The following is an 11,808-nucleotide window of genomic DNA, read 5'->3' as shown; positions in this document are numbered from 1 at the left end:
GGTCTTCTCGCGGCTAAGCGAAAGACATCGCGCCCGCCTTGTCAACTCGACGCGGGCTTGCCGACCTTCCGGCGGTTGCGCTTCGCCAGCACATTGAAGAACTCGACCGCCGCCGAGAACGCAATTGCGAAATAGATGTAGCCGCGCGGAATGTGGAATTGGAATCCGTCCGCGACCAGCGCGACGCCGATCAGCACCAGGAACGCCAGCGCCAGCATCTTGGTGGTGGGATGCTCGGCGACGAATCGCGACACCGGTCCCGACGAAATGTACATGATCAGGCAGGCGATCACGACGGCCGCGATCATGATCTCGATGTCCTGCGCCATGCCGATCGCGGTGATGATCGAGTCCAGCGAGAACACGATGTCGATGATGATGATCTGGACGATCACCCAGAAGAAGGCGTTGCGGCCGGAGCCCTGATCGCCCTCTCCCTCATCGGACTCGACCTCGGCGTGGATCTCATGCGTCGCCTTCGCGATCAGGAACAGGCCGCCGCCGATCAGGATGAGGTCACGCCAGGAGAAGTCGTAGCCCTTCATCGAGAATACCGGCGCGGTCAGGCCGATCAGCCAGACCAGGAGGCTCAGCAGGATGATGCGGAAGACCAGTGCCAGCGCGAGACCGATCTGGCGGGCGCGGTGCGCCTGCTTCTCGGGGATGCGGGAGACGATCACCGACAGGAAGATGACGTTGTCGATGCCGAGCACGATCTCGAGCGAGGTCAAGGTGAGCAGCGCGGCCCAGGCTTCGGGGCTGGTCAGGAGGTGCATCATGCGAAGGATCTTGCGAACCGGATCAATGCGTCGCTGAAGGCGATCCAGAGCGCGATCGCGCAGAGCGCGACGGTGACGCCGATGCCGACGTGAAAATCCATCTCCAGCACATAGAGGGCGAGCAGCGCCCAGATCCCGATCAGCGACATCGTCAGCCAGCGCAGCCGCACGACGCGGACCGGATGCAGCACGTGGAACGGCACGAAGGTCAGCACCACCAGCGCCGCGACCAGCAGCGTCGACAACAGCGGCGGCCAGTGCAGCAGGAACAGGTAGAACGCCGCCGCGTTCCACAGCGCCGGAAAGCCGCGAAAATGATTGTCGTCGGCCTTCATGCGCAGATCGGCGAAATAGAGCGCGCTGGTGACGATGATGGCGACACCGAGCAAGGGAGCCGCGACCGGCAGCAGCAAGCCGCTCGCGACGATCGCGTAGGCCGGCACGAAGACATAGGTGACGAAGTCGACCACGAGATCGAGCACGTCGCCGGACCAGTTCGGCTGCACGTTCTTGACGTCGAGCCGGCGCGCGATCGGGCCGTCGATCGCGTCGATGATCAGCGCGATACCCAGCCATTGAAACATCGCCGCCCAGTGCTCGCGCACGGCCTCCAGCATCGCCAGCAGCGCGATGGCCGCGCCGAAGGCGGTGAAGATGTGCACCGAGAAGGCCGCGGCGCGGATCGCGGGCGTGGGCTTCAGGGAATCCTCTTGGCTGTCCATGGCTCCTGCTATCAGAATGAGAACGATTTGCACATCCGCCATTGCGGCGCTCAGTCGCACAATTCGTCATAAAATCAGGCAAAATCAGCGGGCTTGAATTTGCCGCCGGGCGTGTCAATTGTCGTTCCATGACAGACGCCTCGACACTCTTTGACGCAGCCGTGATCGGCGGCGGACCGGCAGGCCTTAGCGCGGCCATCGCACTGGCGCAGGCGGGTGCGCGGACCGCGCTGGTGGCGCGGCGCGTGCCCTATGCCGACAACCGCACTACCGCGCTGCTCGGCGCCTCCGTCGATCTCCTGGACACGCTCGACGTCTGGCCGCGCTGCAAGGACAAGGCGGCAGCCCTCGAGGTGATGCGGCTGGTCGACGATACCGGCCGGCTGTTCCGCGCGCCGGAGGTACGGTTCTCCTGTCACGAAATCGCTCTCGACGCCTTCGGCTACAACATCGACAACCGCTCGCTGATGCTGGCGCTGGAGGAGCGCGCGGCCGAATTCCCCGATCTCGTCCGTTTCGATGACGAGGCCGAGAGCATCGTCATCGAAGCCGACGACGTCGCCATCCGCACGGCCTCCGGTCAGTTCTTGACGGCGCGGCTGGTGGTCGGGGCCGATGGCCGGCATTCGCTGTGCCGCGAGGCCGCCGGCATTGCGGTGACGCGGCGCGACCTGACGCAGACCGCGCTGACCTTCAACGTCGGCCACGCGCGGCCGCATCGCAACGTCTCGACCGAGTTCCACACCCCGCACGGCCCTTGCGTGTTCGTGCCCCTGCCCGGCGACCGCTCCAGCGTCGTCTGGGTCGCGGCCCCCGCCGAGGCCGAACGGCTGCGCGGCCTAAGCGATGCGGATCTGTCGGCCGCGATCGAGAAGCAGTCGCACTCGATCCTGGGACGCATGACGGTCGAGCCCGGCCGCAACCTGTTCCCGCTGGCGATCGAACGGCCGAAATCCTTTGCCCGCGACCGCATCGCGCTGGTCGGCGAAGCCGCCCATGTGGTTCCCCCGATCGGCGCCCAGGGCCTCAACCTCGGCTTGCGGGATGCCGCCGATATCGCGCGGCTCGCCGGCGAGGCCATCGCGGCGGGCCACGATCCCGGGGCGCCCGACGTGCTCGAGCGCTACGACCGGGCGCGGCGTCCGGACATCCTGAGCCGGACCTTTGCGATCGACATCGCCAACCGCTCCCTGCTCAATGATTTCCTGCCGCTGCAGCCGGTCCGCGCCGTCGGCATGCACCTGCTCGGCGCCGTCGGCCCGCTCCGGCGTTTTGCCATGCGCGAGGGGCTGACGCCGACGTGGCGGAAGTAGCGTTCTGCGAAACCAAGCGCGAATGGCCTTAGGTTGAATTGGTTCGCCGCGGGCTCGGTGCAACCTCTCCCGCTTGCGGGGGAGGCGTAGGCCGCCCTTGGCGGCCGTCATACTAAGAGACGCCAAGGCGAAGCCTTGGCTATGGCGAAGCGCCGGGTGGGGGCTTTCTCCTCGTAGGGGCTTTCTCCGCAAACTTCGGATAATCCCGATGCGGAGACACCCTCTCCCCAACCCTCCCCCGCAAGCGGGAGAGGGAGCGCACCTGTCGCGTGTCTACGGAAACGCCAGCCGGCCGGTCTGGAGCAGCCACATCACGCTGGTCAGCGTGACGACGGACGCGAAGGTCCCGAGCAGCACCGCGACGGAGGCGGATTCGATCCAGGCGTCATTCTGCCGGGCGATCACGAACACGTTGAGCGCCGGCGGCAGCGACGCCATCAGCACGGCCGTCGCAGCCCAGGGCTGCGCGAACGGGCCGAACGCCAGCATCAAGCCAAAGGCCGTGAGCGGATGGATCAGCAGCTTGACCGCGATCACGCCCGGCACCTCCCATGGCACGCGGTCGAACGGCCGCAAGGCCACCGTGACGCCGAGCACGAACAGCGCGGTCGGGGCCGCCGCGTTCTGGAGGAAGGTGATGGTGCGGTCGAGCGCGACCGGCAGCTCGATATGCAGCGCCGCAACTGCCGCGCCAAAACAGGCCGACATGATCAGCGGGTTGAGCACGATCTGCTTCAGCACGACGCCGAAGGCGTGCACGAGCGAGGGATGGTCGCGGTCGGAAAGCTCGATCAGGAGCGGCACGATCGTGAACAGGAAGATGCTGTCGCAGCAGAAGATCAGCGCGGTCGGCGCCGACGCCTTGGTCCCGAGCACCGCGAGCGCCAGCCCCGGTCCCATGTAGCCGATATTGCCGTAGCCGCCGGACAGGCCCGCGAGCGTCGCCTCGCGCAGCGATAGCCTTCCGAGGACCTTGCCGACGACGAGCGCGAGGGTGAACGCCGCAACCGTCGATAGCGTGGTGGCGACCAGGAACGGCGGGTTGTTCAGCTCCGCAAACGGCGTCTTCGACATGATCGCAAACAGCAGCGCCGGCAGCGACACGTAGAGCAGGAAGAAGTTCATCCAGGCCAGGCCCGATTCCGGCAGCGACTTGGCCTTGCCGCAGGCAAAGCCGACGAAGATCAGGCCAAAATAAGGTAGGGCCAGATTGAGGATATCGACCATTGGTGAAGTGTTTTCTGAAGGATTGGGGGTTACCCGCCCCTTACCAGCGGGTTAATTCGAAATGAGGGCACTAGCATCGGCCACAATCCTGGTCTATCGACGGGGAATGATTAAAGCGCGGACCGCGAAATTTCAGATCGGACAGGTCGTTCGCCACCGGATCTTCTCGTTCCGGGGCGTGATCTTCGACATCGATCCGGAATTCAACAACACCGAGGAATGGTGGCTGTCGATCCCTGAGGAGGTGCGGCCCCACAAGGACCAGCCGTTCTACCACCTGCTCGCGGAGAACGCGGAGTCGGAGTACGTCGCCTATGTCTCCGAGCAGAACCTGCTCCCGGACGATTCCGGCGAGCCGATCCGCCACTCCCAGGTCACGGAGATCTTCATCAAGGACAAGGGCGGCGGATATCGCCCGCGCAATCCGTCCCTGAACTGATCTCCGCCGAGATACAATTGTTCAGAAAAAAGGCGCTCGGGATGAGCGCCTTTTTCATGTCCGGGATTTGGTCCCGACTACTTCTGAGCGGTCGGAGGCGCGCCAGGGACAGCACCGCCCTGCTCGAGCTTCTTGCGCTGCTCGTCGGCCTTCTTCTGAAGCTCTTCCTGGAGCTTCTTCTGGTTTTCCTCGAACACCTTCGGATCGGTCGGCGGACCGTCATAGGCCTTCTGGAATTCGCCCGCGAGCGGCAGCGGCAGGGTCAGCGGCGCGCCGTTGGCATTGATCGCCTGGACAACGAGATTCTGGCCCTTCTTCATGTTTCCGATGAGCTCGGGCGTGGCCTCGTAGTCGGACATGCAGCCGTTCTGGAAGCAGATCACATACGGGCTCTGCAGCGGCGCGTTGTTGTCGACGATGATGCGGGTGCCGTGGACGAGCTGCATGCCGAGCGGCAGCGTCACGCGCAGGATCTTCTTCGGTTCGCCTTCCGGCTCGATGATGACGGCGGCGATGACCGGCTGGCCCGACTCGATGCGGCCGTCCTTGCCGGTGAAGCAGACCTGCTTGGCATTGGCGTCCTGGCCCTTGAGGCAGAACTTGGTCCAGGGGGCGTAGATCAGCTGGATCTGCTGGTCGGCCGGCTGGGCCGCGCCCTGCTGCGCCGGGGCGCCCGCGGCGGGAGCCTGCTGGGCGGGAGCCTGAGCGGCCGGTGCCGGAGCCTTGGGAGCAGCCTTGGGAGCAGCTTTCGGGGCCGGGGCCGCCTTGGGCGCGGCGGGCGCACCAGGGGCCGGCGCCGGGGTCTGGGCCTCGGCGGCAAACGGAACGGCCAACGCCGTCGCCGTCAACAAGGCGAGAAGTCGCCCGCGCGGCCGGACGGACGCGGCCAAGTAACGGAAATTCATTGCAGAAAACCCTTTCTGAACGGGAAGCGCCCGAACCGCTCCGAAGCACCGAACCAAGCCGCCTTGGGCGCGGCTCTCTCCCCGTCAATTGAGGCAGTTAAGTGACGGGCTCGGCGCTCTTGCGCGATTGGGTGCCTTCTTAACGTGGCCGACGAAAAGATCAATGCCGACAAGCGTCTTTGACCGCATCCGAGCCTGCGCTCGGTGAAATTCCCTGTGATAAGATTCAGGCTCGCCGGTCCTCGAATCAACGTGTCCGAATGTTCATGTTCCAGCGCCTTTTCGAGGGCCCCGGCATCCGCCTTTGCAGCCTTTGGTTTGCGCTTGGGTTTGCGCTTGTCGTTGCGTCGGCCGGCGGCGCACGGGCTGAGGAAGCCCATGCCATCGCCATGCACGGCAGGCCGGCGATGCCGGCCGATTTCACCCACATGCCCTACGTCAATCCCGACGCGGCCAAGGGCGGGCGGTTGACCTGGGGCATCCTCGGCACCTTCGACAGCCTCAATCCCTTCATCGTGAAGGGATTGGCGGTGCAGCAGATGCGCAACTACGTGGTCGAGAGCCTGCTGGCGCGCGGCAATGACGAGCCGTTCACGCTTTACGGCCTGCTCGCCAGATCGGTCGAGACCGATGACGAGCGAAGCTATGTCACGTTCCGCCTCGATCCCCGCGCCCGCTTCTCCGACGGCAAGCCGGTGCTCGCCGAGGACGTCCTGTTCTCCTGGCAGCTCCTGCGCGATCACGGCCGCCCGAACCATCGGCAGTATTATGCCAAGGTCACCAAGGCCGAGGCGCTCGATCCCCTCTCCGTCCGCTTCGACCTCGCCGGCGCCAACGACCGGGAATTGCCGCTGATCCTCGGCCTGATGTCGGTCCTGCCGAAACACGCGGTCGACGTCGCGACCTTCGAGGAGACGACGCTGGCGGGCCCGGTCGGTTCGGGCCCCTATCGCGTCACGGCAGTGAAGGCCGGCGCCAGCGTGACCCTGACCCGCAACCCGGATTATTGGGGCCGCGACCTGCCGATCAATCGCGGCCTCTACAATTTCGACGAGATCAGGCTCGACTATTTTCGCGAGGCCAACGGCCAGTTCGAAGCCTTCAAGCGCGGCCTCTATGATTTCCGCGTCGAGCACGAGCCGCTGCGCTGGCACGACGGCTACGATTTTCCGGCCGCAAAGAGCGGCGAGGTGATCCGCGACACCGTCAAGCCCGGCGTGCCGCAACCTTCCGAATTCCTGGTGTTCAACACAAGGCGGCCGATCTTCGCCGACATCCGCGTGCGCCAGGCGCTGACGCTCTTGTTCGACTTCGAACTGGTCAACCGCAACTACTTCTTCGGACTCTATTCGCGCGTGGCCGGCTATTTCGCCGGCTCCGACTTGTCGGCCTATGGCCGCCCTGCCGATGCGCGCGAGCGCGAGCTGCTCAAGCCCTTTGCCGCGCAGATCCCGCCCGACATCCTGGACGGCAGCTACCGCCTGCCGGTGACCGACGGCTCGGGGCGCGACCGGACGACGCTGCGCGCGGCACTCAAGCTGTTGTCGGAAGCCGGCTACGATCTCGACGGCACCGTGCTGCGCAACCGCGCGACAAAGGCCCCCTTCACCTTCGAGATCCTGGTGACGACCCGCGACCAGGAGCGCGTCGCGCTCGCCTTCCAGCGCGACCTCAAGCGGGCCGGCATCGAGCCGACGGTGCGGTCGGTCGATCCCGTGCAGTTCGACCAGCGCCGGCTCGCCTACGAATTCGACATGATCCAGAACCGCTGGGACCAGTCGCTGTCGCCCGGCAACGAGCAATATTTCTACTGGGGCAGCGCCGCCGCCGACAGTCCGGGCACCCGCAACTACATGGGCGCCAGGAATCCGGCGGTCGATGCCATGATCGCAGCCCTGCTCGAGGGCCGTGATCATACGGCTTTCGTCTCGGCGGTGCGGGCGCTCGACCGCGCCCTGATCGCCGGCTTCTACACAATCCCCCTGTTTAACGTATCCGAGCAATGGATCGCGCGCTGGAATCGGATAGAACGGCCAAAGGCTACCGCGCTGTCCGGCTATCTGCCGGAGACCTGGTGGTCGAAGGGTGAGCCTCAAGCGAAGTGACGCCGTGAACCAGCCAGCCGTATCGCCGACGCTCGACACGCTGTTCCAGCGCACGCTGTTGCGGCAGCCGCACGCTTTGGCGCTGCGCGATCCCCTCAACAAGGCGCGCGTGACCGGGCATCAGCCGAGGCGGCTGACCTATGCCGAAGCCGACACGGCGATCGAAGCGCTGTCGGCGTATTTCGTCGAATCGGGCCTGCCGGCCAATTCCGTCATCGCGATCCAGTTGCCCAACACGGTCGAGTTCGTGCTCACCGTGCTCGCCGCCCATCGCGCCGGCCTCGTGGTCGCCGTGCTGCCGCTGCTGTGGCGACATGCGGAACTGACCGCGGCGCTGAACCGCACCGCGGCGCGCGCCATCGTCACCATGAGCAAGGTCGACGGCGTCAGCTATTCCGACCTCGCGATGCATGCGGCGGCCGAGGCCTTCTCGATCCGCCACGTCTGCGGCTTCGGCACCGACCTGCCCGAAGGCATGGCCGCGCTCGACGAGGTGCTGGCGCGCCCGCCCGGGACCACGCGCGCCGTGATCCAGGACGGCCGCAAGGCGGCGATGATCTCGTTCGACGTCACCGCGGAGGGCTTTCGCCCGGTGCCGCGGCCGCATTTCAGCCTGATCGCGGGCGGCCTTGCGATGTCGCTGGAAGCCGACATCCGGCAGGGCGCAACCGTGATGACGGCGTTCACGCCGATGTCGTTCGCGGGGCTCGCCTCCTCGCTCGCGGTGTGGCTGCTTTCAGGCGGAACGCTGGTGCTGCATCATCCGTTCGAGAACGACGTGCTGGAGCAGCAGATCAACGAGCATGAATGCGAGGTGCTGATTGCGCCGGCGCAGCTCGCCTTGCGGCTCGGCGATTCCGACCTCGCGGCACGGCTGCCGACCTTGCGCAACGTCATCGGCCTGTGGCGCGCGCCCGAGCAGGTGGCGGCGAGCGATGCCTGGATCGCACCGCATGCGCCGCTGACCGACGTCTATCTGTTCGGCGAGGCCGGACTGTTCGGCGCAAGGCGCGGCGAGGACGGCATGCCGGTGGCGGTGATGCCCGGGCCGCACGGGGCGCCCCGCGAGCAGTCGGGCTCGTCGATCGCCGGCGAGATCCTGCTGACGCCGAAGGGCACGCTCGGCCTGCGCGGACCGATGGTGCCGATCGCGGCCTACGCCCCGCCGCAGCCGGTCGGTGACACCCTGACGGCCCAGCCGCCGCGCGACTATGTCGACACCGGCTACGCCGCACGGCTCGACCGCCCGAGCGGTGCGATCTGCATCACCGCGCCGCCCTCCGGCATCATGGCCGTCGGCGGCTACCGTTTCCTCTCCAACGACCTCCAGGAATGGGCGCGCCGGCTCGGCCAGGGCGCCCTCCTCACCGCGCTGCCCGACCGGCTCTCCGGCCACCGCCTGGCCGGCCGGGCCCAGGACAATGCCCGCGCCCGCGAGGCGCTCAGCGAGCTCGGGCTTAACCCCCTGATGGTTGAGGCTTTTCGGGACCGCTCCGGGCCGGGTTGAGCGCAGTTTTGGCCCATTCGTTGACGCTGCATTAAGGCGGCCAAACTAGATTGCGCAGCACCTGTTGCGTGATCAGAGTTTGCGATGTCCCAGGCTGGCCCGATCCTGTTTGTGTCCAATGCCGAGCGGCCGGCCTTCATTGCGGCGCTGGACGAGGCGCGGCTGTTTCCCGTCGTCGACAGCGATTGGGCCAGCGCCGCGCGCGCTGTCGAGCAGGTGCAGCCGGCCGCGGTTCTTGCCGCGGCGAATGGCGGACATGAGCCGCATATGGCGTCGCTCGCGAACAAGATCGCCGATCAATTGCCCTACCTTCCCTTCGTGGCGCTCGATGCGGCGGGTATGCTGCCTCAGAACGCCCTGCCCTTTTCCTCGCGCAGCGGCAATCCGGACCGCCTGGTCGCACGGTTGCGCGCTGCGCTCCGGGTGCGCACCCTGCATGCCACGGTGCTGCGCCGGCTGCCGGAGGTGAAGGTCGCGCTGCCGGAGGCCGATCCCGCGCGCGATGCCACCGTGCTCCTGATCGGCCGCGGCGCGGCCTATCCCGCACTCTCCGTCGCGCTCGGTGAACGCGTCGGCGTCGTCGGCGCGCTCTCGATCGAGGCCGCCGCAAAACATCTCAACACCCGCGACATCGACGGCGTCGTGCTCGCCGAAGGTTTTACCGCGCGCGTCGCCGACGCCTTTCTCACGGTGCTCGCCGAGGACACCCGCTTCCGCAGCCTGCCCGTGATCCTCACCGCACACCAGCTCACGCAAAGCTACGACCTGCCCAATCTCGAGCTGATCCCGGGCGAGCCGGCGAAAGTCGCCGCCAATGCGCTGCCCCTGATCCGCCAGCACGCGATGGAAGCGCAACTGAGCCGCACGTTGCGCTCGATCGACGCCGGCGGCTGGCTCGATCCGCGCAGCGGGCTCCTGACCACGGAAGCCTTCGCCCGCGATTTTTCCAAGGCGGTCGAGCAGACGCTCGCCCGCGGCGGCGGCCTGTCGGTGGCGCGCTTCGCCTTCGATCCCGGCAATCCCCGCGCGCAGCTCGACGCCGCGCGGATCCTGAGCCGCCTGATGCGGCAGATGGACTTTGGCACAGCCCAGAAGGACGGTTCGGTGATCGTCGTGTTCGCCGAGACCGACTTCCGCACCGCGCACATGATCGCCCGCCGCCTGTCCGCGGTGATGCGCCACACCTCGAACGGCAAGCACGAGATGCGCAGCGATCCCGTCGTCAGCGTGGATTCGCTGTCGCCGTCGGATACGGCGCGGTCGCTGCTCGGGCGGCTGTCAGCCGATGCGTCCCGCGCAGCATCTTAGATGCCCGCGCCTACGGCTTGTAGCGAAGCGCACCGATGAGTGCGGCCAAGGCCGGTGGCGTCTGCCGCCGGCTGGGATGATAGAGGTAATAGCCGGGGAAGGTCGGGCACCATCTCTCCAGAATTCGCTTGAGCCGCCCGGCCCGGACGTCCGCCGCCACCTCATCCGCGTAGACATACGCAATGCCTTGCCCCGCCAGGGCGGCCTCGCGAGTCAGATCGGCGTTGTTGAACACGAGCGGCCCCTCGACGCGAACCTCGAACGGCCGCCCCCTCTCTTCAAAGTCCCAGGCGTAAAGCCCACCCGTTCTGACGTGCCGGTAGTTGATGCAACGATGGCCGGCGAGCTCGCGGGGCGTCCTGGGCGCGGGATGGTCTGCGAAATACGAGGGGGCGCCGACCACGGCCATCCGGATGTCTGGTCCGATGCGGACGGCGATCATGTCCTTCTCGACGATGTCGCCAAATCGGATGCCGGCGTCGATGCGCTCCGCGACGATGTCGGTCAGATTGTCATCGACGATCATGTCCACGCGGATATCGGGATGTGCCGCAAGAAAACGCGGCAGGACCGGCATCACGACGGATGAGACCGCGTGCTTGGTTGCCGTGACGCGGACGGTGCCGGACGGCTTGCCGCGCAGAGCGCCGACCGCGTTTACGCCCGAGGAGATTTCGTCCAGCGCGGGACGCAGCGAACGCAGCAGCGTCTCGCCCGCCTCTGTCGTCGACACCGAGCGCGTGGTCCGCGACAGCAGCCGCACCCCGAGCCGCTCCTCCAGGGCCTTCATGGCATGGCTCAGCGCCGATTGCGACATGCCGAGCTCGGCCGCCGCGCGGGTGAAACTGCCCTGCTCCGCGACCACGGCAAAGGCGGCGAGGTCATAGAGATCGTCTCGCTTCATTCATGCACCGCATACATAAGCTTATGTGGATTATAGCGACTAATCGGAATCGACAACCAGGGTTATCTGGCTGTGTGCGGGCCCTGGCCTCTGGTCTGCTCGATAGTCCGTAGGAGCAAAATGCATGAAGCTTATAGTGAACAACCGCGAGGTCACGATCGATGCCGATCCTGCGATGCCCCTGCTCTGGGCGCTGCGCGACGTCATCGGGCTGACGGGAACCAAGTTCGGCTGCGGCGCCGCCCAGTGCGGCGCCTGCACGGTGCATATGAATGGCGAGGCCATTCGTTCCTGCATCACGCCCGTCTCCGACGCCGAGGGCAAAAAGCTCACCACCATCGAGGCGGCGACCGACGGGACCGATCGCATCGGTGCCGCCGTGCATGCAGCCTGGGTCAAGCACGACGTGGCGCAGTGCGGCTACTGCCAGAGCGGCCAGATCATGAGCGCCATTGCCTTCCTCAAATCGCTGCCCCGCGGCCAGCAACCCACCGCCGACAGCATCGACGAGGCCATGGCCGGCAACATCTGCCGCTGCGGCACCTATGTCCGCATCCGCGCCGCCGTGGCGGACGCCGCCCGCACGCTCGCCTGAAGGA

Annotated in this window: 11 protein-coding genes; 6 read left to right on the top strand and 5 right to left on the bottom strand. The window is 66.5% G+C overall.

Features of this window, described 5'->3' with window-relative positions; all coding sequences use genetic code 11:
* Window positions 1-41 precede the first annotated feature (41 nt).
* Complete coding sequence (locus ACXJMY_RS08985) at window positions 42-779, bottom strand: TerC family protein (RefSeq protein ID WP_456618962.1); 738 nt, start codon at window positions 777-779, stop codon at window positions 42-44.
* Complete coding sequence (gene pcsA / locus ACXJMY_RS08980) at window positions 776-1,543, bottom strand: phosphatidylcholine synthase (protein WP_456618961.1); 768 nt, start codon at window positions 1,541-1,543, stop codon at window positions 776-778. Before pcsA ends, ACXJMY_RS08985 begins: the two co-directional genes overlap by 4 nt.
* Window positions 1,544-1,629: 86 nt before the next feature.
* On the opposite strand from pcsA, the gene ACXJMY_RS08975 reads away from it, so the two are divergent.
* On the top strand, window positions 1,630-2,814 hold the full coding sequence (locus tag ACXJMY_RS08975; RefSeq protein WP_456618960.1) for a UbiH/UbiF family hydroxylase: 1,185 nt from the start codon (window positions 1,630-1,632) through the stop codon (window positions 2,812-2,814).
* Between the two features lie 273 nt (window positions 2,815-3,087).
* On the opposite strand, the gene ACXJMY_RS08970 is transcribed toward ACXJMY_RS08975, so the two are convergent.
* On the bottom strand, window positions 3,088-4,041 hold the full coding sequence (locus ACXJMY_RS08970) for an AEC family transporter (RefSeq protein WP_456618959.1): 954 nt from the start codon (window positions 4,039-4,041) through the stop codon (window positions 3,088-3,090).
* A 106-nt stretch (window positions 4,042-4,147) separates the two neighbouring features.
* Here ACXJMY_RS08970 and hspQ point away from each other — a divergent pair, with 106 nt between their 5' ends.
* The gene (hspQ, locus tag ACXJMY_RS08965; protein WP_456618958.1) at window positions 4,148-4,480 is read left to right on the top strand and encodes a heat shock protein HspQ; all 333 of its coding nucleotides are present in this window, start codon (window positions 4,148-4,150) and stop codon (window positions 4,478-4,480) included.
* A gap of 77 nt (window positions 4,481-4,557) precedes the next feature.
* Here the strand turns inward: hspQ and ACXJMY_RS08960 are convergent, their stop codons facing one another.
* Complete coding sequence (locus ACXJMY_RS08960; RefSeq protein WP_456618957.1) at window positions 4,558-5,385, bottom strand: invasion associated locus B family protein; 828 nt, start codon at window positions 5,383-5,385, stop codon at window positions 4,558-4,560.
* A 260-nt stretch (window positions 5,386-5,645) separates the two neighbouring features.
* On the opposite strand from ACXJMY_RS08960, the gene ACXJMY_RS08955 reads away from it, so the two are divergent.
* The 3 genes from ACXJMY_RS08955 (at window position 5,646) to ACXJMY_RS08945 (ending at window position 10,305) form a co-directional block, all read left to right on the top strand.
* Window positions 5,646-7,490: an extracellular solute-binding protein gene (locus ACXJMY_RS08955; RefSeq protein ID WP_456618956.1), complete on the top strand. Its 1,845-nt coding sequence runs from the start codon at window positions 5,646-5,648 to the stop codon at window positions 7,488-7,490.
* Between the two features lie 4 nt (window positions 7,491-7,494).
* Window positions 7,495-8,997: an AMP-binding protein gene (locus ACXJMY_RS08950; protein ID WP_456618955.1), complete on the top strand. Its 1,503-nt coding sequence runs from the start codon at window positions 7,495-7,497 to the stop codon at window positions 8,995-8,997.
* An 84-nt stretch (window positions 8,998-9,081) separates the two neighbouring features.
* Window positions 9,082-10,305 (top strand): GGDEF domain-containing protein, encoded by a 1,224-nt coding sequence (locus ACXJMY_RS08945; protein ID WP_456618954.1) that lies wholly within the window; start codon window positions 9,082-9,084, stop codon window positions 10,303-10,305.
* Between the two features lie 10 nt (window positions 10,306-10,315).
* Here ACXJMY_RS08945 and ACXJMY_RS08940 read toward each other — a convergent pair whose 3' ends face one another.
* Window positions 10,316-11,209 (bottom strand): LysR family transcriptional regulator, encoded by an 894-nt coding sequence (locus ACXJMY_RS08940; protein WP_456618953.1) that lies wholly within the window; start codon window positions 11,207-11,209, stop codon window positions 10,316-10,318.
* Window positions 11,210-11,333: 124 nt separating this feature from the next.
* On the opposite strand from ACXJMY_RS08940, the gene ACXJMY_RS08935 reads away from it, so the two are divergent.
* Window positions 11,334-11,804, top strand: a complete 471-nt coding sequence (locus tag ACXJMY_RS08935) for a (2Fe-2S)-binding protein (protein ID WP_456618952.1) — start codon at window positions 11,334-11,336, stop codon at window positions 11,802-11,804.
* Window positions 11,805-11,808: the final 4 nt, after the last annotated feature.

The sequence above is a fragment of the Bradyrhizobium sp. P5_C12 genome, assembly GCF_054049735.1.
This window is presented reverse-complemented; position numbering and strand designations above follow the sequence as displayed.

Coding starts and splice junctions, on each gene's coding strand:
- ACXJMY_RS08970 (WP_456618959.1), bottom strand. CDS start 4,041: ATGGTCGATATCCTCAATCTGGCCCTACCTTATTTTGGCCTGATCTTC.
- pcsA (WP_456618961.1), bottom strand. CDS start 1,543: ATGGCGGATGTGCAAATCGTTCTCATTCTGATAGCAGGAGCCATGGAC.
- ACXJMY_RS08955 (WP_456618956.1), top strand. CDS start 5,646: ATGTTCATGTTCCAGCGCCTTTTCGAGGGCCCCGGCATCCGCCTTTGC.
- ACXJMY_RS08985 (WP_456618962.1), bottom strand. CDS start 779: ATGATGCACCTCCTGACCAGCCCCGAAGCCTGGGCCGCGCTGCTCACC.
- ACXJMY_RS08960 (WP_456618957.1), bottom strand. CDS start 5,385: ATGAATTTCCGTTACTTGGCCGCGTCCGTCCGGCCGCGCGGGCGACTT.
- ACXJMY_RS08935 (WP_456618952.1), top strand. CDS start 11,334: ATGAAGCTTATAGTGAACAACCGCGAGGTCACGATCGATGCCGATCCT.
- ACXJMY_RS08940 (WP_456618953.1), bottom strand. CDS start 11,209: ATGAAGCGAGACGATCTCTATGACCTCGCCGCCTTTGCCGTGGTCGCG.
- hspQ (WP_456618958.1), top strand. CDS start 4,148: ATGATTAAAGCGCGGACCGCGAAATTTCAGATCGGACAGGTCGTTCGC.
- ACXJMY_RS08975 (WP_456618960.1), top strand. CDS start 1,630: ATGACAGACGCCTCGACACTCTTTGACGCAGCCGTGATCGGCGGCGGA.
- ACXJMY_RS08945 (WP_456618954.1), top strand. CDS start 9,082: ATGTCCCAGGCTGGCCCGATCCTGTTTGTGTCCAATGCCGAGCGGCCG.